Origin of the sequence: Arthrobacter sp. NQ4, assembly GCF_029077345.1 — a bacterium.
GTDB lineage: Bacteria > Actinomycetota > Actinomycetes > Actinomycetales > Micrococcaceae > Arthrobacter.
Genome location: NZ_JARETC010000001.1, coordinates 322,255 through 342,281, shown reverse-complemented (window position 1 = coordinate 342,281; position 20,027 = coordinate 322,255). Strand labels below are relative to the sequence as shown.

19 protein-coding genes and 1 tRNA gene are annotated in these 20,027 nt (G+C 65.6%); 13 read left to right on the top strand and 7 right to left on the bottom strand.

Annotation, left to right across the window (positions count from 1 at the left end; genetic code table 11):
- Positions 1 to 7: 7 nt before the first annotated feature.
- The 4 genes from PUN51_RS01585 to PUN51_RS01570 form a co-directional block, all read right to left on the bottom strand.
- Positions 8 to 1,033 (bottom strand): ATP-dependent 6-phosphofructokinase, encoded by a 1,026-nt coding sequence (locus tag PUN51_RS01585; RefSeq protein ID WP_275179652.1) that lies wholly within the window; start codon positions 1,031 to 1,033, stop codon positions 8 to 10.
- Positions 1,034 to 1,225: 192 nt separating this feature from the next.
- On the bottom strand, positions 1,226 to 1,483 hold the full coding sequence (locus tag PUN51_RS01580; RefSeq protein WP_159631346.1) for a PspC domain-containing protein: 258 nt from the start codon (positions 1,481 to 1,483) through the stop codon (positions 1,226 to 1,228).
- A 3-nt stretch (positions 1,484 to 1,486) separates the two neighbouring features.
- Positions 1,487 to 1,744 (bottom strand): hypothetical protein, encoded by a 258-nt coding sequence (locus tag PUN51_RS01575; RefSeq protein WP_224026675.1) that lies wholly within the window; start codon positions 1,742 to 1,744, stop codon positions 1,487 to 1,489.
- A 1-nt stretch (position 1,745) separates the two neighbouring features.
- Positions 1,746 to 3,338, bottom strand: a complete 1,593-nt coding sequence (locus tag PUN51_RS01570) for a PspC domain-containing protein (protein WP_275179651.1) — start codon at positions 3,336 to 3,338, stop codon at positions 1,746 to 1,748.
- A gap of 125 nt (positions 3,339 to 3,463) precedes the next feature.
- Here PUN51_RS01570 and PUN51_RS01565 point away from each other — a divergent pair, with 125 nt between their 5' ends.
- Both PUN51_RS01565 and PUN51_RS01560 read left to right on the top strand, forming a co-directional pair.
- Positions 3,464 to 4,801 carry an ATP-binding protein gene (locus PUN51_RS01565; protein WP_224026673.1) on the top strand — a complete coding sequence of 446 codons (1,338 nt, stop codon included), beginning with the start codon at positions 3,464 to 3,466 and terminating at the stop codon, positions 4,799 to 4,801.
- Positions 4,798 to 5,487, top strand: coding sequence for a LuxR C-terminal-related transcriptional regulator (locus PUN51_RS01560; RefSeq protein WP_224026672.1), 690 nt, complete (start codon positions 4,798 to 4,800; stop codon positions 5,485 to 5,487). The genes PUN51_RS01565 and PUN51_RS01560 overlap by 4 nt, the downstream gene beginning before the upstream one ends.
- 129 nt (positions 5,488 to 5,616) lie before the next feature.
- On the opposite strand, the gene PUN51_RS01555 is transcribed toward PUN51_RS01560, so the two are convergent.
- Positions 5,617 to 6,834, bottom strand: coding sequence for a pyridoxal phosphate-dependent aminotransferase (locus PUN51_RS01555; protein ID WP_224026671.1), 1,218 nt, complete (start codon positions 6,832 to 6,834; stop codon positions 5,617 to 5,619).
- Positions 6,835 to 7,112: 278 nt separating this feature from the next.
- Here PUN51_RS01555 and PUN51_RS01550 point away from each other — a divergent pair.
- The 9 genes from PUN51_RS01550 (at position 7,113) to rplL (ending at position 13,659) form a co-directional block, all read left to right on the top strand.
- Positions 7,113 to 7,185 (top strand) — tRNA-Trp (locus PUN51_RS01550).
- An 82-nt stretch (positions 7,186 to 7,267) separates the two neighbouring features.
- Positions 7,268 to 7,552 carry a preprotein translocase subunit SecE gene (secE, locus tag PUN51_RS01545; RefSeq protein ID WP_159631350.1) on the top strand — a complete coding sequence of 95 codons (285 nt, stop codon included), beginning with the start codon at positions 7,268 to 7,270 and terminating at the stop codon, positions 7,550 to 7,552.
- Positions 7,553 to 7,666: 114 nt separating this feature from the next.
- Complete coding sequence (gene nusG / locus PUN51_RS01540) at positions 7,667 to 8,491, top strand: transcription termination/antitermination protein NusG (protein WP_275179650.1); 825 nt, start codon at positions 7,667 to 7,669, stop codon at positions 8,489 to 8,491.
- Positions 8,492 to 8,619: 128 nt separating this feature from the next.
- Complete coding sequence (gene rplK, locus PUN51_RS01535; RefSeq protein ID WP_018760472.1) at positions 8,620 to 9,051, top strand: 50S ribosomal protein L11; 432 nt, start codon at positions 8,620 to 8,622, stop codon at positions 9,049 to 9,051.
- 179 nt (positions 9,052 to 9,230) lie between these two features.
- Complete coding sequence (gene rplA / locus PUN51_RS01530) at positions 9,231 to 9,938, top strand: 50S ribosomal protein L1 (RefSeq protein WP_159631352.1); 708 nt, start codon at positions 9,231 to 9,233, stop codon at positions 9,936 to 9,938.
- Positions 9,939 to 10,060: 122 nt separating this feature from the next.
- Positions 10,061 to 11,200 carry a GNAT family N-acetyltransferase gene (locus PUN51_RS01525; RefSeq protein WP_275179649.1) on the top strand — a complete coding sequence of 380 codons (1,140 nt, stop codon included), beginning with the start codon at positions 10,061 to 10,063 and terminating at the stop codon, positions 11,198 to 11,200.
- 7 nt (positions 11,201 to 11,207) lie between these two features.
- Entirely contained in the window at positions 11,208 to 12,326 is a 1,119-nt protein-coding gene (locus PUN51_RS01520) for a GNAT family N-acetyltransferase (protein WP_275179648.1), read from the top strand.
- 296 nt (positions 12,327 to 12,622) lie between these two features.
- Complete coding sequence (gene rplJ, locus PUN51_RS01515) at positions 12,623 to 13,204, top strand: 50S ribosomal protein L10 (protein WP_255172854.1); 582 nt, start codon at positions 12,623 to 12,625, stop codon at positions 13,202 to 13,204.
- 77 nt (positions 13,205 to 13,281) lie between these two features.
- Positions 13,282 to 13,659, top strand: a complete 378-nt coding sequence (gene rplL, locus PUN51_RS01510) for a 50S ribosomal protein L7/L12 (RefSeq protein WP_018760467.1) — start codon at positions 13,282 to 13,284, stop codon at positions 13,657 to 13,659.
- Between the two features lie 73 nt (positions 13,660 to 13,732).
- Here the strand turns inward: rplL and PUN51_RS01505 are convergent, their stop codons facing one another.
- A complete protein-coding gene (locus PUN51_RS01505) occupies positions 13,733 to 14,230 on the bottom strand; it encodes an aminoacyl-tRNA deacylase (protein ID WP_224026668.1) in 498 nt (165 codons plus the stop codon).
- On the bottom strand, positions 14,230 to 15,429 hold the full coding sequence (locus tag PUN51_RS01500; RefSeq protein ID WP_275179647.1) for an acetyl-CoA C-acetyltransferase: 1,200 nt from the start codon (positions 15,427 to 15,429) through the stop codon (positions 14,230 to 14,232). Before PUN51_RS01500 ends, PUN51_RS01505 begins: the two co-directional genes overlap by 1 nt.
- A gap of 272 nt (positions 15,430 to 15,701) precedes the next feature.
- Between PUN51_RS01500 and PUN51_RS01495 the strand changes: the two genes are divergently transcribed.
- Positions 15,702 to 16,193 carry a hypothetical protein gene (locus PUN51_RS01495; RefSeq protein ID WP_275179646.1) on the top strand — a complete coding sequence of 164 codons (492 nt, stop codon included), beginning with the start codon at positions 15,702 to 15,704 and terminating at the stop codon, positions 16,191 to 16,193.
- Between the two features lie 310 nt (positions 16,194 to 16,503).
- Positions 16,504 to 20,013: a DNA-directed RNA polymerase subunit beta gene (gene rpoB, locus PUN51_RS01490; protein WP_159631357.1), complete on the top strand. Its 3,510-nt coding sequence runs from the start codon at positions 16,504 to 16,506 to the stop codon at positions 20,011 to 20,013.
- Positions 20,014 to 20,027: the final 14 nt, after the last annotated feature.

Sequence of the window (20,027 nt, the reverse complement as noted above, 5' to 3'; positions counted from 1 at the left end):
TGCAGGCTTAGCCGAACAGGACCGCGGCTTCGTCGTAGCGGTTTTGCGGGACGGTCTTGAGCTGGCCCAGGGCTTCCTCGAAGGCGACATGCTGGATGTCGGTGCCCTTCAGTGCCACCATGGTGCCCCAGTAGCCTTCGACCACGGAGTCGATGGCGGCCATGCCCAGCCGGGTGGCCAGGACCCGGTCAAAGGCCGAGGGGACGCCGCCGCGCTGGATGTGCCCCAGGATGGTGGCACGGGTTTCGATGCCGGTCCGGGCTTCGAGTTCGGGGGCGAGCTGGTCCGCGATGCCGCCCAGGCGGGGACGGCCGAAGGTGTCCAGGCCGCGCTCGGAGTGCGGGCTCTCCATGTGCTCCGGAACGAACCCTTCAGCCACCACCACCAGGGGCGCACGGCCGCGGGCGTGGGCTTCATTGACCCATTCGGTGATCTGCTCGATGCTGACCTTCTGCTCCGGGATCAGGATGGCGTGCGCCCCGGCAGCCATTCCGGCGTGCAGCGCAATCCAGCCCACGTGCCGGCCCATCACTTCCGCGATCATGCACCGGTGGTGGGACTCACCCGTAGTGCGGAGCCGGTCGATGGCCTCGGTGGCGATCTGGACGGCGGTATCGAAACCGAAGGTGTAGTCGGTGGCGTCGAGGTCGTTGTCCACGGTCTTGGGGACGCCTACGATCTTGAGCCCGGCGTCGGTCAGCCGCTTGGCCGCGGCCAGGGTTCCCTCACCGCCGATGGCGATGATGGCGTCGATGCCCAGCCGGTGCATGTGGGCCTTGATGGCCTCCGGGCCGCCGCCGTTTTCGAACGGGTTGGTGCGGGAGGTGCCCAAAATGGTGCCACCCTGTTTGGCGATGCCGCGGACCATGGTGCGGGGGATATCGATGATGTCCCCTTCCACCACGCCCCGCCAGCCATCACGGAATCCGACGAACTCCTGGCCGTGGACCGCAATGCCTTTGAGCACTGCACCTCGGATCACTGCGTTCAATCCGGGGCAGTCGCCACCGCTGGTGAGGATTCCAATTTTCATGTTCGGCTCAAATCCTGGGGAGAAGGTTTACAGGCAGAGCGCCACGCTGAGCTCACCTAGAAGTGTAGTGGGGTGTGTGGGGTACGACACAAACCGGTTACATGGGGGCCGGCTCGGCCCCGCACGCGGGGGACACGGAAAAGGCCCCGGCCCCGTGATCATTCACGGGGCCGGGGCCGTGGTCCTGGGCGGTCAGGGCCGGTTCAGCGACCGGCGGTCCAGGAACGCCTGGAGCGGAATCTCGTTGCGCTGGTCCGGAAGGGTGATCCACGCCAGGACGTAGAAGACGAATGCCGGGCCCGGAAGCAGGGCGAAGAGCAGGAACGCGATGCGGACGTACGCCACGTCCACGTTGAGTTTGGCAGCGATGCCGCCACAAACCCCGCCAAGCCACCGCTCGGGGCCGCGCTTCAGGCCGAAGCCCCTGACAATGCTGAAGAACTTATCCATGGTTCAAGACTTCCCTGTAGTTGGTTCGTTGTCACGTTTCCGGGCTGAGAGCAGGCCACCCACCACCAGGGCCACGCCCGCGCCGATCATGAGGCCGATCAGGACGTAGGTGCCGTTGAGCGTCACGATGCCAAGCTGGGCCACGATGATCAGCGCGGCCAGTGCCAGGACGATCAGCCCCCACACCACCGTTCCCACCCTGGCCGGTGCCGGTCCGGCAGTCTCCTGGCCCGCCGTCGTCGGAATGTTGCTGTTGTCCATGTCAGTTGCCTTCCTGGATCGTGACGTTGCTGAAGGTGCCGTCGATCTGCACCACCAGGTGGTTGCCTGGCCGGTCCGTGTTGTAGCTGCTTTCGCGGGTGGTGGTGCCGCCGCGCTGGCCGCTTCCTTCGTTCAGGTTGCCCATGGTCATGTCCGCCTTGATGTCAACGGGCAGGTTCTGCGGGATCACCACGGTCACGTTGCTGGCGGTGATGTCCAGGGGAACCACGACGTCGGACGTCAGGGGGGCGGTTGGGGAGAGTCCCGTGAGGTCCACGGTTCCCCGGCCGGCGGTGATGTCGATGCCGCCGCGCGCTTCCTCGATGCTGGCCGGGTTCCAGTCAACTTGCTGGAACCGCATCCGGCCGTCGTCCAGGGTGTTGTAGATGCCGCCGGTGAGCAGCGCGATCACCGCGAAGAGGCTCAGGATGCCGGACGTCCGGCCGCGGAAGCCCGCCACCAGGATGCCCAGGCCGAGGACGGCCGCTGCGCTGGCCCACACGACGGCGTTGCCGGAGCCGCCCAGGTTGATGATGTTCGCGGCGTCCAGGGCCTTGAGTCCGCCGCCCACCAGCAGGGCAGATCCCGTGGCGATGGCGACTGCGGGGGCGCCGGGACCGGATGGGCCGGGCTTTGGCGGCCGCGGCGGGACCCACGGGGTGGGGTATCCGGCTTCACCGGGTATGCCGCTGCCGGGGCCGCCCGGGGAGGTGCCGGCGCCGCCCACGCCGCCGGCTCCAACTCTGCCGGCGCCAACTCCGGCGCCGCCAACGCCGCCAGCGGCCGGGACGCTCCCGGCGGGACTGTAGCTGCCGTGGCCGTAGGAGCCGGTGGGCGCTGAACCGGTGGTGCCGCTGCCGTAGGCGGGTGCTGCGGCCGGGGCAGGCCCGGGAGCCGTTCCTGCGGTGAACGTTGAGGTGTGCGCCGTGCTGCCCACCGGGTAGGTCCCGCCGGGAGCCGCCGTGCCGTGCCCGGCCATGGTGGGGTGGGCCTTGTTGCGTTGGGAGAGGTAGTAGATCAGGTAGATGGCGCCACCCACCCAGAAGAGGGTCCAGAGCAGGCCGCTCAGGCCGTTATGGCTCCAGCCCCAGAAGCCTCCCCCCAGGCCGGTGAGGCCCAGGACCGTGGCGATCAGGGAACCTGTCATGCCGCTGGACCACCGGCCGGCCCCTGCTTCCTGGACGTGGATCCTGCCGTCCGGTTCCGGAAGGAAGGCCCAGGCCAGGCCGTACAGCAGGACGCCAATGCCGGCCAGGAGGGTCAGGACAATGAAGACGCCGCGGATGATGATGGGGTCAACGCCGAGCCGGTGGGCGATGCCGCTGCAGACGCCGCCGACCCAGCGGTCGTTGCCCCGGTAGATGCCGTTGCTGCGGATCCAGCCGAAGAAGTCGGTGGACGGCGCCGGGGCGGGGCTGCCCTGGAACGCGTAGTTGGGCGAGGGGTCCGCAGGCGGGACCGGGGCGGGCTCCGGAGGCGTGGAGGCGGAGGACGGCAGGGGCTCGGTGGGCCGCTCGCTGTTCGTGCCGGGCTGCCCGTCGGGGAGGGGTTCGGCAGGGTGTTCGTCGTCGGGGGAGGGGGTGTGCGGGTTCATACCTCGATCCTCCCGTCCAGGCCGGTTGGCGCTCTACTGGGGGAAACCCTGAACCGTCCCTGAGCTGTCCCCGGGAAGCGGCCGAATGCGGTCCGGGCAACCCTGATCCGTGTTTGGATTGACCCATGACAACCCTTCCGGCGCGGCCGCCCTTGGCACGGAGCAGCGACCGTGTGATCGCGGGGGTGTGCTCCGGCCTTGCCGCGCACCTCGGCTGGCCGGTGAAGAACGTCCGCCTGGGCATGGTCCTGGCGTCCTTCGCTGGAGGGGCGGGCCTGGTCTTCTATGCCTGGCTCTGGATCATGGTGCCCACTGCGGACGAGGCCGCCCGCCGCAACGCCCGCCGCCCGGCGTCGCCCATTGCCCCGGCGGTGAGCCAGCCCGCCCAGGGGGCCGCTGCCGACGCCGGATCCCCGGCGGGTGCCCCAGGTCCCGTCCCGGAGGACCAGGGCGGGGCTCCGGTTCCCCCGTGGTTCCGGGCGCGCGGAATGCGGTACGGCAAGGAAATCCTGCTGGGCTGCGGACTGCTGCTCGTCGCCGGCATCATGATCGCCCAGCTGCTGGGTGTGGACGTGTCCCTGGGAACGCTGATCCCGGCTGCCGCGGTCCTGGGCGGCGCCTCGATCGCGTGGATGCAGCTGGACGAGACCCGGCGTGCAGGCCTGGTGGACAAGACCAAGGCGGACCAGGCCGGCGGCTGGGGCCGGCTCGCCGCCGGTCTGGCGCTGGTGGTGGCCGGGGTTCTGGTGATGGTGTCCGGCTCGGGTTCCTGGGAACAGACCTGGCTCGCCTTGCTCGCTTCGGTGGCCGTCCTGGGCGGCGTGGTGCTGGTCCTGCTGCCCTGGGCCCTGAAGTTCTGGCGTGACCTGGAAGCGGAGCGCGCGGGCCGGATCCGGGAAACGGAACGTGCCGAGATTGCCGCCCACCTCCATGATTCGGTGCTGCAGACCCTCGCCTTGATCCAGCGGCGGGCGGGCAACGAGCACGACGTCGTCCGCCTGGCCCGTGCCCAGGAACGCGAGTTGCGGGGCTGGCTGTTCCAGGATCCAGGCCGCGAAAGCGGCCAGCTCTCGGACCGGATCAAGGCTGTTGCCGGCGAGGTCGAGGACCTGCTCGGCAATGCCGTGGAAGTGGTCACCGTTGGTGACGCCGTCATGACCGAGGCGCACGAGGCCCTGGTCCAGGCCAGCCGGGAGGCCATGCTCAACGCCTCACGGCACGGTGGCGGGACGGTCTCGGTCTACCTTGAAGCGTCTGACGGGCAGGCCGAGATCTTCATCAAGGACAGGGGACCGGGCTTTGAGCTGGGGGACGTGCCCGCGGACCGGCTCGGTATCCGGGAATCAATCATCGGCCGGATGAAACGGCACGGCGGCTCGGCTGCCATCCTCAGCACCGGCGACGGCACCGAGGTCCGCCTCCGGCTGCCTGCCGCAGCAGAACACGCGGAAGGAAAATCATGAACACAACCCAGGGAACAGGTGCCGGAAGTGCCCGGCCGGCCAACTCGGCCCGGGTGGTCATCGTGGACGACCACGCCATTTTCCGGTCCGGCCTGAAAGCGGACCTCGACCCCAGCATCCAGGTGGTGGGGGAGGCTGCCACCGTGGAGCAGGCCATCGCCGTGATTGCCCAGCAGCGGCCCGACGTCGTCCTCCTGGATGTCCACCTCCCCGGCGGACTGGGCGGCGGCGGCCGGGAAGTCATCGCCGGCTCCGCCGCGCTCCTGTCCAGCACCCGGTTCCTGGCCCTGAGTGTGTCCGACGCCGCGGAGGACGTGGTCGCCGTCATCCGTGCCGGCGCCCGCGGCTATGTCACCAAGACCATCTCCGGCGCCGAAATTACCGATGCCGTGTTCCGGGTGGCCGGCGGCGACGCAGTCTTCTCGCCCCGCCTGGCCGGTTTTGTCCTGGACGCCTTCGGCACCGCCCCCGCGGACATCGCCGATGATGAACTGGACAAGCTCTCCGCCCGTGAGCTTGAGGTCATGCGGCTTATCGCCCGGGGCTACAGCTACAAGGAAGTGGCCAAGGAACTCTTCATCAGCATCAAGACCGTGGAGACCCATGTCTCGGCGGTGCTGCGGAAGCTCCAGCTCTCCAGCCGCCACGAACTCACCAAGTGGGCCGCGGAGCGCCGCCTCCTCTAAACGCCCCATCACCTCCCGCCCCTATATCTCCTATCTCCAACGCCCCATCACCTTTCGGGCCTTAAACCAGAACGCCCCATCACTTGGTGATGGGGCGTTCTGGTTTTTCCGGCGAAAGGTGATGGGGCGTTACTGGGCCTTGCCCAGGAAGTCCTGCAGGCGCTGGACGCCTGTGGCGAGGTCGTCGTCACCCAGGGCGTAGGAGAGGCGCAGGAAGCCGGAGGGGCCGAACGCCTCGCCCGGAACCACTGCCACCTCAACCTCGTCGAGGATCAGCGAGGCCAGCTCCGCGGAGGTCTGCGGCGTGGCGGTGCCGGACGCGGTGGGGAATTCCTTCCCCAGCAGCGCACGGACGTCGGCGTATACGTAAAAGGCGCCCTTCGGCGTCGGGCATTCCACGCCGTCAATCGCATTCAGCCCCGCGACGATGGCCTTGCGGCGGCGGTCGAACGCCACCTTCATCTCATCGACGGCGGTCAGCGGGCCGGACACGGCGGCGAGGGCGGCGATCTGCATGATGTTGGACACGTTGGACGTGGCGTGCGACTGGAGGTTGGTGGCCGCCTTGATGACGTCTGCCGGGCCGATCATCCAGCCCACCCGCCAGCCGGTCATGGCGTACGTCTTGGCAACGCCGTTGAGGATGACCACCTTGTCGCCCAGTTCCGGGGCAGCGGTGGCGATGGACGTGAACGGGACGCCGTCGTAGGTCAGGTGCTCATAAATTTCGTCCGTGACCACCCACAGGCCCTTGGCCGCGGCCCACTTGCCGATCTCCGCCACCTGCTCGGGGGAGTACACAGCACCCGTGGGGTTCGACGGCGAGACGAACAGCAGGATCTTGGTCCGGTCCGTCACGGCCGCTTCGAGCTGTTCAACAGTCACCAGGTAGTCCTGTTCGGGCCCGGCGAAGACCTCCACGGGCACGCCGCCTGCCAGCCGGATGGCCTCCGGGTAGGTGGTCCAGAACGGGGCAGGCACAATGACCTCGTCGCCCGGATCCACCAGGGTGGCGAAGGTGTTGTAGACGGCCTGCTTGCCGCCGTTGGTGACCAGCACCTGTGAGGGATCCACGGTGTAGCCGGAGTCGCGCAGCGTCTTCTCCGCAATTGCCTTCTTCAGCTCGGGCAGGCCGCCGGCAGGGGAGTAGCGGTGGAACCTGGGCTGGCCGGCAGCCTCGATGGCCGCCTGGACGATGTAGTCCGGGGTGGGGAAATCGGGTTCGCCCGCACCGAAACCAATAACCGGCCGGCCAGCTGCCTTCAGCGCCTTGGCCTTGGCGTCAACGGCCAGGGTTGCGGATTCGGCAATAGCGGAAATGCGTTGGGAAACGCGGGCGGAAGACATTGGCAGGTCCGTTCTTCGCTTGCAGCCCGGAGGCTGGAATGTGGGATTCGACGAGTTCTACTCTATGCTGTTCACCGGACCCTCCGGGGTGCCGGTTTTGATTTATGACTGCCCCGCGCAGCACGTTTCAGGCCGGACTGCGGATGGGCCGGAACGGGCTGGTTTTACCTACGCGAAGTTCTTGCGTAGACTGGTTCACCGGTGTTGAAACACAGATGATGGCGTGCGCCCCAGTCCAAACTGGTGTTGGGCCATCAAAGAAGTGGAATTCACTCCATAGGGTAGTGGCGCAATTGGTAGCGCAGCGGTCTCCAAAACCGCAGGTTGCAGGTTCGAGTCCTGTCTGCCCTGCGCAAGCTGCTCCGGGCGAAAGCCCGGAGCAGGCGCAGCAACCATGGTTCTGATCAGGGCCGGGTAATCCACCATTGCAAAGATGAGCGAGGACCAGGTGACCGAAACAGCTGCCAGCAGCTCCAAGGGCCGCCCAGCTAAGAAGGAAGCCAAGGCAAACTTCTTCGCCCGCATTGCACTCTTTGTCCGCCAGATCATCGGCGAACTGAAGAAGGTTGTTGCCCCCACCCGCAAGGAACTGATCAACTACACGCTCGTGGTGCTGGTGTTCGTGACCATCATGATGGTCATCGTCAGCCTGCTGGACATTGGTTTTGGAACCGCTGTCAGCTGGATCTTCGGCGGCACCGGCTCCAAGGACAGCTAAGGCTGCACGGTCCGCAGGCCGCGTGATTCGCCCGGGAAACCGGAAGGAAGCGCCGGCGTGCGGAATTGAGCCATTTAAATAGGCATGTTAGGCAATGAGGAAGCAGGAGACCAAGTGTCTGAGCAGGAGCTCGAGGTAACCGAGACTGGGCTGGATGAATCCCCGGACGTCACGGCAGAAGCCGGTGAAGAGTCCGAGGTTGAGTCCTCCACGCCCGAATCCGACGACGCAGCCTCCGACGCAGCAGTTGTTGACGCCGACGAAGCCGACGCTTCCGACGCCGAGGGTGAAGACGAGCCCGCAGACGCCCTTGCCGCCGCTGCAGCCACCGCAGCCGCTGACCCGGCCGAGGAGTTCAAGGCCAAGCTGCGCCGCCAGGAGGGTGACTGGTATGTCATCCACTCCTACGCCGGTTACGAGAACCGCGTGAAGGCCAACCTTGAAACCCGCATCCAGACCCTGGACATGGAAGATTACATCTTCGAAATCCAGGTGCCCATGGAAGAAGTCGTGGAGATCAAGAACGCCCAGCGCAAGGTGATCAACCGCGTCCGCATCCCCGGCTACGTCCTGGTCCGCATGGACCTGACGGATGCCTCCTGGGGCGCCGTCCGCCACACCCCCGGCGTCACCGGCTTCGTGGGCAACGCCCACAACCCGGTCCCGCTGCGCCTGGACGAGGTCTTCTCCATGCTCGCTCCCGTGTTCGAGGAAGAGCAGGCCGAGAAGGGCAAGCCGGTCAACAAGCAGAACCAGGTTCCCGTGGCCGTCGACTTCGAGGTCGGCGAGTCCGTCATCGTCAAGGAAGGTCCGTTCGAGACCCTCCCCGCCACGATCTCGGAGATCAAGCCCGAGTCCCAGACCCTCGTGGTGCTGGTCTCCATCTTCGAGCGCGAAACGCCGGTTACCCTGGCGTTCAACCAAGTCACCAAGATCTGAGAATCCTAGAATTCGTCCCGGTGCCGCCCGCTTAGTGGCGCCGGAACGGCCGGCCGCCTTGCCATGGCGGCCAAAAACCTGAGGCACGCTCCTGTGCCCCAGGACGTTATTGAGAGAAGGACCCTACATTGGCTCCCAAGAAGAAGGTCACCGGCCTCATCAAGCTGCAGATCCAGGCAGGTGCCGCCAACCCGGCCCCGCCGATCGGTCCTGCGCTTGGCCAGCACGGTGTCAACATCATGGAATTCTGCAAGGCGTACAACGCTGCGACGGAAGCCCAGCGCGGAAACGTCATCCCCGTGGAAATCACGGTCTACGAGGACCGTTCCTTCACGTTCATCACCAAGACCCCGCCGGCTGCAGAGCTCATCAAGAAGGCTGCAGGCGTTGCCAAGGGTTCATCCACCCCGCACACCGTCAAGGTTGCCAAGCTGACCCAGGCCCAGGTCAACGAGATCGCCTCCACCAAGATGGAAGACCTCAACGCCACCAGCCTCGAAGGCGCAGCGAAGATCATCGCCGGCACCGCCCGCTCCATGGGCATCACCGTCGAGGGCTAACATCCCTGACCGCTGTCCAGCGTCGTGGTAATTGACGACGACGGGCGGTACCGCCGGGACACCGGCACCAAAAAAATTGAAATGTTGGCCATCCGGGCCGGATAACGAACCGGATCGCCGACTGTGGCAGGGCCCAGCGCGGTCCGCAGACCACAACTGCACAAGGAGAAATAAGCAGCATGGCAAAGCGCAGCAAAGCATATGAGGCAGCAGCCGCCAAGATCGACGCGGAGAAGCACTACGCACCGTTCGAGGCAGTAACGCTGGCCAAGGACACCAACCCGTCCAAGTTCGACGCCACCGTTGAGGTCGCTTTCCGCCTCGGCGTCGACCCCCGCAAGGCTGACCAGATGGTCCGCGGCACCGTCAACCTGCCCCACGGCACCGGTAAGACCGCCCGCGTCCTGGTTTTCGCAACGGGTGACAAGGCTGAGGCCGCAATCGCAGCCGGCGCCGACTTCGTTGGTTCCGACGACCTGATCGAAAAGATCGCCGGCGGCTGGACCGACTTCGACGCCGCCGTTGCCACCCCTGACCTCATGGGCAAGGTTGGCCGCCTCGGTAAGGTCCTGGGCCCGCGTAACCTGATGCCGAACCCGAAGACGGGCACCGTGACCCCCGACGTCACCAAGGCCGTCAACGACATCAAGGGTGGAAAGATCGACTTCCGCGTCGACAAGCACTCCAACCTGCACTTCATCATCGGCAAGGTTTCCTTCGACGCCATCAAGCTGGCCGAGAACTACGCAGCAGCACTGGAAGAGGTTCTTCGCCTCAAGCCGTCCGCTGCGAAGGGCCGCTACATCCAGAAGGCCACCGTTGCCACCACGTTCGGCCCCGGCATCTCCGTGGACCCCAACGTCACCAAGGTGCTCACCGAGGCATAGTCCCTCACTGAAGTTCCTGCTCCCGGAGTGATCCCGGAGCAACCGAAGACCGTTCCGGCGCTCACGTGCCGGGGCGGTCTTCTTTTGCGTCCATACCGGCAGGCAGTGCCTAAGCTGGCGTCATGGACCAGCACAAGCGAACCCAGCCCGCGTCGTCGCCGCCGTCCAATGCCCTGGCGATTGCCGCCGTCGTCATTCCTCCGCGCGGCCAGGACCGCCCCGGCACTGCGCCGTCCGCGGACCTCCTGGCCTGCCAGGCCATGAAGGAGGCAGAGGCGCTGGCCGTCTGGGGGAGCCTGGAACGCTGCCTTACTCCGGCTGAAGCGCTGGAGTTCTGGCGCGGCAACGAGTACGAGGAACGGCACCTGTTCCTGGCCCGGGCCGGCGGGGAACCGGTGGGAATGTGCTCGGTGACGCTGCCCCTGCGCGAGAACCTGGCCACTGCAGGCATCGACGTCCTGGTCGTACCTGCCCGGCGCCGCAGGGGACTGGGACGCGCCCTGCTGGAGCACGCCGAAACCGTGGCACGGGCACGCGGCAGGTCATCCTTGGACTCCTTCCATGAGGTGCCGCTGGACGCTGTACGGCGTGATTCGCCCATGGTCGCCGCGAGATCCGGGGCCGGCCAACTGCCGGGGGATGACCCTGCAACCGCCTTTGCCCTGTCCGCCGGGTATGCGCTTGAGCAGGTGGAGCGTTCCAGCCGGCTCATGTTGCCCGTACCGGATGCCCGGCTGGCACGCCTGGAGGCTGAAGCCCTGGCCCGCAGCGGCGATTACATCCTGACGGCCTGGGACGGCCACTGCCCGGACACGCTCGTTGACGGCTATGCCGGATTGCGCGCGCGGATGAGCACGGACGCCCCCACAGCCGGAATGGACTGGGAGCGGGAGGACTGGGACGTACGCCGCGTGCGGGACGATGAACAGGCCCTGGTCCGCAGCGGTGTGCAGACCTCTGTGGCCGCGGCGGTGTACCGCCCCACCGGTGAACTGGTTGCCTACTCCGTCCTGGCGTGGCGCCCGCAGGTCCCGGAGTCGTTGCTCCAGCAGGACACCCTTGTCGCGGCGGGGCACCGCGGCCACCGCCTGGGGATGCTGATCAAGGCGGCCAACCTGCGGCGCACACAGGAAAAATGGCCCCGGGCGCGCTCGGTCCTGACATGGAATGCCAGCGAAAACCAGCATATGCTGGCGATAAATACCGCCCTTGGATTCAGGCCCGCCGGCTATGAAGGTGAGTGGCAGAAACGGCTGGGATGATGCCCGCATGGCAATAAACGTGAAGATCGAGCAGCTGTACATACCCGACTCATTGGACACCCCGGACGCGGCCGACTTCCTCGCCGCCGTGGAGGTGGGCCGCAAGGTCCGGATGCAGACGTGGGGCAGCGACGATCTTGCGTACGGTCCGCAGGAAAAGTTGCTTGAGTTCGCGGACCCGTACGAGCGCCAGCTGATCCTCGTTGCCAAGGTGGACGGCGCCATTGTAGGCACGGTTGATATCGCGCTGCCCCTGACCGACCACCTGGACCTGGCCGAGCTCACCCTGGACATCCTGCCCGAGTTCCAGCGGCAGGGGGTGGGGCGCCGCCTGCTTGAGGCTGCCGAACAGCTGGCCAGGGGTGAAGGCCGCACCATGATCCTGGTGGATACCAACCATCCGGGCGCGTCACTGCACGAGTTTGAACGGGCCCAGCTGGTGCCCGGCTCCGGACAGGGGTTTGTGCCCCTGGAGAGCCGCGAAGTGGAGTTCGCGCAGAAGACCGGATACACGCTGCAGCACATCGAGCAGTTCAGCTCGTGTCTCCTGCCCCTGGACACCAAGCTCGTGGCCGACCTCCAGGCTGAAGCCGAGGAAGCCAACAACGGCAGGTACCGGCTGCACCACTGGACGGACCGCTGCCCGGACCGCTGGCTGGAGGCCGTGGCCGCGCTCGAAAACCAGGCCGGCGCCGACGTTGACCCGTCCTTGGATGCGCCGATTGAACAGGACATGGTGTTCGACGGCGGCATCCTGCGTGAGGCGGAGGACGTCGCCATCGCACAGGGCAGGAGAACGGTGGTCACCGCCGTCGAGCACATCGCCACCGGGGCGCTGGTGGGCCTGACCACCATCACGGTCCTGGCGCACCGGGCTGACGTGGTGTTCCAGGACGACACCCTGGTCCTGCAGGAACACCGGGGCAATAAGCTCGGGCTGCTGATCAAGGTGGCCAACATGGAGCGGCTCAGCGAGCAGTTCCCGGACGCACGCATCATTTACACCTGGAATGCGCCGGAGAACCGGTACCTCCTGACGGTCAACAAGCAGCTGGGATTCCAGACGGCCGGCGTGACGGGTATCTGGCAGAAGGAGCTCCCCACCCTGCGCACCAGCACCAGCTGAGCGCCGATTTGGCGGACCGGCAATGCCTCGCGTAAGCTGGGAGTACCAAAGACCGTCGGTTGTTGGAAATCCACTCTCCTGAACATGGCTCAACTCTGCAGTTGTGCGCTGGGGACCACAGTGGCTTTCCGGACGAAGGACCCTCAACGCAGGGCGGCCGGCGCAGGTGAACGAAGCAAAGCTCCACGGGATAAACGTGTTGAGCCAAGCCCCGTGCATCTGCGCGGGGCGTTTTTAGTTTTAGCTCTCTTGAGCGGGGACCGTCGAATACCGGCACTATCCCCGGAAGGAGGGTTATGGCAACGCCTACCAAGGTTTCAGCAGTAGCTGAGATCACTAACGATTTCAAGGAATCGAACGCCGCTGTCCTGACCGAATACCGCGGGCTCACCGTTGCACAGCTCAAGCAGCTGCGTGTTTCTCTCGGCCAGGACACCAAGTTCGCGGTCGTCAAGAACACCCTGACCGCCATTGCAGCCAAGGAAGCCGGCGTCGAAGCATTCGACGGCCAGCTTGCCGGCCCCACTGCAATCGCGTTCATCAAGGGTGACGCAGTTGCCGCTGCCAAGAGCCTGACGGATTTTGCCAAGGCCAACAAGCAGCTGGTCATCAAGACCGGTTACTTCGAGGGCAAGGCGCTGGACGCCAGCGAGGTCGCCGCACTGGCTGCCCTCGAGTCCCGCGAGCTGCAGCTCGCCAAGGTTGCAGGCGTCCTCAAGGCACCTGCCGCCGCAGCTGCACGCATCATCGACGCACTGCGCCTCAAGCTTGAAGAAGAGAACGGTGCACCGGCAGCTGCCGAAGCGCCTGCCGCTGAAGAAGCCCCTGCCGCTGAAGCTGAAGCTCCCGCTGAAGCTCCTGCTGCCGAAGAGAACTAATTCTCTTTACCCCACCAGACTCCGGTGTCATCCCGGCCTAACGCCGGCGGGACACCACAACAGGAAGGACGCCTACCATGGCGAAGCTCAGCAACGAAGAGCTCATTGAAGCTTTCAAGGAACTGACCATCATCGAGCTCTCCGAGTTCGTCAAGCTCTTCGAAGAGACCTTCGAAGTTACCGCCGCTGCTGTTGCAGTTGCCGGCCCCGCCGGTGGCGGAGCTGCTGAAGAGGTTGAAGAGAAGACCGACTTCGACGTCATCCTCGAATCTGCCGGTGACAAGAAGATCGCAGTCATCAAGGAAGTTCGCGCCATCACCTCCCTCGGCCTCAAGGAAGCCAAGGACCTGGTTGACAGCGCCCCCAAGGCTGTTCTCGAAGGCGCCAACAAGGAAGCTGCCGAGAAGGCCAAGGAGCAGCTCGAGGCTGCAGGCGCCACCGTTACCCTCAAGTAACAACGCCTTTTCCTTCGGAAACCCCGTCCACTTCGGTGGGCGGGGTTTCCTGCTTTAACAAAGGCCTTCCGTTTCAGGACGGTTCGCTGATGTCCGCCACGACGGCGCCCAGGGCTGCGGTCAACTCATCGGCATCCACGAACGCGCTGTAGCCGTGTGCCCCGGCGCCCATGGAGATGCGCCGCCCGGTGATCGTGGCGTCGGCATAGACGGGCCAGGCGGTGGTGCTGCCCAGCGGGGTGATGGTGCCCCGCTCGTAGCCGGTTGCCTCCAGTGCAGTTCCTGCGGGCGGCAGCGACAGCTTGTTCACGCCCACCAGGGCACGGAGCTTGGGCCACGAAATCTGCCGGTCACCCGGGATGAGCGCGAAGAGGAACGTCCCGTCCTTGTGCTTGACCACCAGGGATTTGACGATGTCCGCCGGTGTGATTCCCATGATGTCCGCAGCCTCTTCGAGGCTCTTCGCTGCGGGCCGTTCCACCACGTCAACTGCCAGGCCTCGGGCAGCGGCGTCGGCCAGGAACCGTTCCCGCCCGACGCCGTCCGCTCCGTTTCCGGATGAGCCCGCCATCAGTCGCGGTACAGCAGGAGGGCCTCGCCCTGCCCGCCCCCGCCGCAGAGGGACACTGCAGCCTTGCCGGTCCCGCGCCGCTTCAGCTCATGGGCGGCGTGGGCGGCCAGCCGGGCACCCGAGGCGCCGATCGGATGACCCAGGGCAATGGCGCCGCCGTGGAGGTTGCACTTCTCCAGCGGGTAGTCCAGGTCCTTGAGGGACTGCACGGCCACCGAGCCGAAGGCTTCGTTGATCTCGATGAAGTCAAGGTCGGCGGTGCTCCACCCCGCTTTGCCAAGGGCGTTCATGATGGCGTTGGACGGCTGGGAATGCAGGGAGTTGTCAGGCCCGGCCACCTGTCCTGGCTTCCCGACCACCGCCAGGTATTCGAGCCCGTGCTCCTCCGCGTAGCCGCGGGAGGCGAGCACCAGGGCGGCGGCGCCGTCGGACAAGGGAGAGGAGTTGCCTGCGGTGATGGTGCCGTCAGTGACGAATGCAGCGCGCAGGCCGGCCAGCGACTCGATCGAGGTATTGGGGCGGACCCCTTCATCGGTGTCCACCACTAGGGGCTCGCCCTTGCGCTGCTTGACGCTGATAGGTGCGATCTCGCCGTCGAACGTTCCGTTTTTCGCCGCAAGCGCCGCGCGCTGGTGCGATTGGGCGGCGACGTTGTCCTGGGAGGTGCGGTCGATACCCAGCGAGAGGTTCCGCGTCTCGGTGGACAGGCCCATCGACTCCCCGTCAAAGGCATCGGTCAGCCCGTCGTGGGCGGCAGCGTCCAGCGCCTGGATGGAGCCGTAGGTCCACCCCTGCCGCGATCCCGGAAGCAGGTGCGGTGCCCGGCTCATCGACTCCTGGCCGCCGGCCACCACCACGGCAGCCTCGCCCGCGCGGATCATCCGGGCGGCGTCAATCACCGCGGTCAGCCCGGAAAGGCACACCTTGTTGACGGTCACGGCAGGCACATTCCACCCGATGCCGGCGCCGATGGCGCTTTGCCGCGCAGGGTTCTGCCCGGCGCCTGCCTGCAGGACCTGGCCCATGATGACAGCCTCCACATCCGCGGCATCGACGCCACTGGAGGCCAGTGCGGCCTTGATGGCGTGCGCACCGAGATCCACTGCCGTGAGGCTGGACAGTTGGCCGTTGATCCGGCCCTGCGGGGTCCGTGCGGCCCCGAGGATGACAACGTCATTGCTGTGGGGAGTGTTGTCCATGGTTACCACTTTCAGTCCGGTTTCGGTCTAAGCCACCAAGGCTATCGTGAGCCTGGTCACCCAACTATTCAAACGCCGGGAGCGCCATGTGCATTCCTGCGCGGCATCGTGCCGCCGGGCTTTGCAGCCCCGGACGGCAGGGGAGAGGTACCCATCCATTGTGTTGTGCACGACGGCGGCCGCTTGCGTAGGGTGGACGGCGAGGCTTTGCAGGGGGACGCGCTTTGCAGGGGGGACACCAAGTCCGGAGCCGGGACGGACGGAGCGACATCGTGAACAAGACATTTACTGCGGCTGCCATCGCCGCCATGGCCGTACTGACGGGCAGTGCGCTGGCGGGGTGCTCAATGTCCACGCCGGCGCCGGCGTGGACAACCCAGGCCACGCCGGCACCCTCGGACAACGGCGCGGCAGGCACCAGCCCGGCCGCCTCCACCGGGCCTGGAAGTACAGGTGCGGCCCGGTCAGGGGGAACCAAGGCGGCCTGCGAACTCTTCAACAAACTGGTGGCGGACTATGGCGCCGTTTCCCCCACCGATTCACAGGGCTACGAGGACGTGTACTCCCGGGCCCAGGACGCCAAGGACACAGTTTCCGGGGACTTGAGGGGCCTGTTCACCTCGCTGAGCCTGCTCGCCATCGACCACTCGTCGGTGGCGGAAACCGGGGGCAAGCCGTCCCAGGAATCCAAGGACGCCGTAAGGGATGCCGTTTTCGCGAACGCCGGCACCTGCACGGCCGAGGGCGTCACGCTGCGCCTCTAGGCGGTCCGGCACTCCTGGTGCAGGCCGCCGGAAACTGGGTGCTTGCAATCCGGCGGGATGTGGGGTAGACACGTAGGTTGTTTTGCCGTATCGTAGATATTTGCGTCTTCCCTGTTTACCTTCAGCCTTCATATAGCGGTGGGCTTTGCCTGGCAGCTGGCAATCAACGTGCCGTAACAACGGTCACAGCATAGTCAGTTCAGGCCCCGGGTCATATAGCGGAACCGGATGGTAGCGCTGCGGAGTCACTTCGCAGGGTGCACAGCGGGGGAGATCTGAAAACGCCTGAAGGTCTGTGGAAGGATCCCTCTTGGTCGCCTCGAGCACCTCTAATAACGAAACCGCTAACACTGCCGACAGCACTGATGGTGCCACTCGCCGGCTCTCATTCGCAAAGATTCACGAACCCCTTGACGTTCCGAATCTGCTTGCCCTGCAGACGGACAGCTTTGACTGGCTGGTCGGCAATGAGCGCTGGCAGGCACGCGTGGCAAAGGCTGTCGAAGAAAACGATCTCAGCGTCGCCACCACGTCCGGCCTGTCGGACATCTTCGAAGAGATCTCCCCGATCGAGGACTTCCAGGGCACCATGTCCCTGAGCTTCTCCGATCCGGAGTTCGCTGACCCCAAGTACACCATGGCTGAGTGCAAGGACCGGGACGCAACGTACTCGGCTCCGCTGTACGTCAAGGCCGAGTTCATGAACAACAACACGGGCGAAATCAAGCAGCAGACCGTGTTCATGGGTGACTTCCCCCTGATGACCGAGAAGGGCACCTTCGTCGTCAACGGCACCGAGCGTGTCGTCGTCTCCCAGCTGGTCCGTTCGCCGGGCGCCTACTTCGAGCGCGCCGCCGACAAGACCAGCGACAAGGACATCTTCACCGCAAAGATCATCCCGTCCCGCGGTGCATGGTTCGAGCTCGAGATCGACAAGCGCGACCAGGTCGGTGTCCGCCTCGACCGCAAGCGCAAGCAGTCCGTCACGGTCCTGCTGAAGGCCCTGGGCTGGACCGAAGGCCAGATCCTCGAAGAGTTCGGCCAGTACGACTCCATGCGGGCAACCCTGGAGAAGGACGCCACCGAAACCCGCGAAGACGCCCTGCTGGACATCTACCGCAAGCTGCGCCCGGGCGAGCCGCCCACCGTCGAGGCTGCCCAGTCCCTGCTGGACAACCTGTACTTCAACTCCAAGCGCTACGATCTGGCCAAGGTTGGCCGCTACAAGATCAACCGCAAGCTTGGCATCGACCGCTCCCTTGGCGACAAGGAAGCCTCTGTCCTGCACGTCGAAGACATCGTCGCCATGATCAAGTTCCTCGTCGCGCTGCACGCCGGTGAGAAGACCATCAAGGGCACCCGCGATGGCCAGGAAGTGGACCTGCGCGTCGAGATCGACGACATCGACCACTTCGGCAACCGCCGCATCCGCGCCGTCGGCGAGCTCATCGAGAACCAGGTCCGCACCGGCCTGTCCCGCATGGAGCGCGTTGTCCGCGAGCGTATGACCACCCAGGACGTCGAGGCCATCACGCCGCAGACCCTGATCAACATCCGCCCCGTGGTTGCGGCCATCAAGGAGTTCTTCGGAACCTCCCAGCTGTCGCAGTTCATGGACCAGAACAACCCGCTCTCGGGCCTGACCCACAAGCGCCGCCTGTCGGCCCTTGGCCCCGGTGGTCTGTCCCGTGACCGCGCCGGCATGGAAGTCCGTGACGTGCACCCGTCCCACTACGGACGTATGTGCCCCATCGAAACCCCTGAAGGCCCGAACATTGGTCTGATCGGTTCGCTGGCTTCCTACGGCCGCATCAACCCGTTCGGTTTCATCGAGACCCCGTACCGCCTTGTTAAGGACGGCGTCGTGTCCGACGACGTCCAGTACCTGACGGCCGACGACGAGGCTGAGGTCCTGATCGCCCAGGCCAACGCGCCGCTGGACGAGAACAAGAAGTTCGCTGAAGAGACCGTCCTGGTCCGTGCCCGCGGTGGTGGAGGCGAGCCCGTGCTGGTTCCCGCCGCCGACGTCGAGTTCATGGACGTCTCCCCGCGCCAGATGGTGTCCGTGGCTACGGCCCTGATCCCGTTCCTGGAGCACGACGACGCCAACCGTGCACTCATGGGTGCCAACATGCAGCGCCAGGCTGTGCCGCTGGTCCGTTCCGAGGCTCCCGTGGTGGGCACCGGCATGGAGCGCGCCGCCGCCGTCGACGCCGGTGACGTTGTCATCGCCAAGAAGGCCGGTGTGGTCACCGAGGTTTCCGCCGAGCTCGTCATCATGCTCAACGACGACGGCACCGAGACCAACTACCGCATCAACAAGTTCGCCCGTTCCAACCAGGGCAACTGCTACAACCACCGCGTCCTGGTGAACGAAGGCCAGCGCCTGGAAGTTGGCGGCATCATCGCCGACGGCCCGGCTACGGACCAGGGTGAGCTCGCACTGGGCAAGAACCTGCTCGTGGCATTCATGTCATGGGAAGGCCACAACTTCGAGGACGCCATCATCCTCTCGCAGCGCATCGTTGCCGAGGACGTCCTTTCCTCCATCCACATCGAGGAGCACGAGATCGATGCCCGCGACACCAAGCTTGGTGCCGAGGAAATCACCCGTGACATCCCCAACGTGTCCGAGGAAGTCCTGGCCGGCCTGGACGAGCGCGGCATCATCCACATCGGTGCCGAGGTTGAAGCAGGGGACATCCTGGTCGGAAAGGTCACTCCGAAGGGTGAAACTGAACTGACCCCGGAAGAGCGCCTGCTGCGCGCCATCTTCGGTGAGAAGTCCCGCGAAGTCCGCGACACCTCCCTGAAGGTGCCCCACGGCGAGTCCGGAACCGTCATCGGCGTGCGCGTCTTCGACCGCGACAACGACGACGAGCTGCCCCCGGGCGTGAACCAGCTGGTCCGCGTCTACGTGGCCGCCAAGCGGAAGATCACCGACGGCGACAAGCTCGCCGGCCGCCACGGCAACAAGGGTGTTATCTCCAAGATCCTTCCGATCGAGGACATGCCCTTCCTTGCCGACGGCACCCCCGTTGACATCGTCCTGAACCCGCTGGGTGTTCCGGGCCGTATGAACGTGGGCCAGGTGCTCGAAACGCACCTCGGTTGGGTTGCCAAGACCGGTTGGAAGATCGAAGGCGAGCCCGAGTGGGTCAAGCAGCTGCCGAACCTGCCGCGCGAGAGTGGTCCCACCACTGTTGCCACGCCGGTGTTCGACGGCGCCCGCGAAGAGGAAATCACGGGCCTGCTGGATTCCACCAACGTGACCCGCGACGGTGACCGCCTGATCAACTCCTCGGGCAAGACCCGCCTGTTTGACGGCCGCTCCGGCGAGCCGTTCCCGGATCCGATCTCGGTCGGCTACATGTACATCCTGAAGCTCCACCACCTGGTGGACGACAAGATCCACGCACGCTCCACCGGCCCGTACTCCATGATCACGCAGCAGCCGCTGGGTGGTAAGGCACAGTTCGGTGGCCAGCGCTTCGGTGAAATGGAAGTGTGGGCGCTCGAAGCTTACGGCGCCGCCTACACCCTCCAGGAACTCCTCACGATCAAGTCCGATGACATCCACGGTCGTGTGAAGGTCTACGAAGCGATCGTCAAGGGCGAGAACATCCCCGAGCCGGGCGTTCCCGAATCCTTCAAGGTCTTGATCAAGGAAATGCAGTCGCTGTGCCTGAACGTGGAAGTTCTTTCCACGGACGGAACCACAATTGAAATGCGTGACTCTGATGACGCAGTCTTCACGGCTGCGGAAGAACTGGGCATCGATCTGTCTCGCGCAGAGCCCAGCTCCGTAGAAGAGGTTTAGCAGGCGGGCGTTCG

What these genes read in the sequence shown, in the direction of transcription:
- rplJ (WP_255172854.1), top strand. Translation starts at nt 12,623, where the DNA reads ATGGCAACGCCTACCAAGGTTTCAGCAGTAGCTGAGATCACTAACGAT.
- PUN51_RS01560 (WP_224026672.1), top strand. Translation starts at nt 4,798, where the DNA reads ATGAACACAACCCAGGGAACAGGTGCCGGAAGTGCCCGGCCGGCCAAC.
- PUN51_RS01555 (WP_224026671.1), bottom strand. Translation starts at nt 6,834, where the DNA reads ATGTCTTCCGCCCGCGTTTCCCAACGCATTTCCGCTATTGCCGAATCC.
- PUN51_RS01565 (WP_224026673.1), top strand. Translation starts at nt 3,464, where the DNA reads ATGACAACCCTTCCGGCGCGGCCGCCCTTGGCACGGAGCAGCGACCGT.
- PUN51_RS01575 (WP_224026675.1), bottom strand. Translation starts at nt 1,744, where the DNA reads ATGGACAACAGCAACATTCCGACGACGGCGGGCCAGGAGACTGCCGGA.
- PUN51_RS01580 (WP_159631346.1), bottom strand. Translation starts at nt 1,483, where the DNA reads ATGGATAAGTTCTTCAGCATTGTCAGGGGCTTCGGCCTGAAGCGCGGC.
- secE (WP_159631350.1), top strand. Translation starts at nt 7,268, where the DNA reads ATGAGCGAGGACCAGGTGACCGAAACAGCTGCCAGCAGCTCCAAGGGC.
- PUN51_RS01505 (WP_224026668.1), bottom strand. Translation starts at nt 14,230, where the DNA reads ATGGCGGGCTCATCCGGAAACGGAGCGGACGGCGTCGGGCGGGAACGG.
- rplA (WP_159631352.1), top strand. Translation starts at nt 9,231, where the DNA reads ATGGCAAAGCGCAGCAAAGCATATGAGGCAGCAGCCGCCAAGATCGAC.
- PUN51_RS01585 (WP_275179652.1), bottom strand. Translation starts at nt 1,033, where the DNA reads ATGAAAATTGGAATCCTCACCAGCGGTGGCGACTGCCCCGGATTGAAC.
- PUN51_RS01525 (WP_275179649.1), top strand. Translation starts at nt 10,061, where the DNA reads ATGGACCAGCACAAGCGAACCCAGCCCGCGTCGTCGCCGCCGTCCAAT.
- PUN51_RS01500 (WP_275179647.1), bottom strand. Translation starts at nt 15,429, where the DNA reads ATGGACAACACTCCCCACAGCAATGACGTTGTCATCCTCGGGGCCGCA.
- rplL (WP_018760467.1), top strand. Translation starts at nt 13,282, where the DNA reads ATGGCGAAGCTCAGCAACGAAGAGCTCATTGAAGCTTTCAAGGAACTG.
- PUN51_RS01520 (WP_275179648.1), top strand. Translation starts at nt 11,208, where the DNA reads ATGGCAATAAACGTGAAGATCGAGCAGCTGTACATACCCGACTCATTG.
- PUN51_RS01570 (WP_275179651.1), bottom strand. Translation starts at nt 3,338, where the DNA reads ATGAACCCGCACACCCCCTCCCCCGACGACGAACACCCTGCCGAACCC.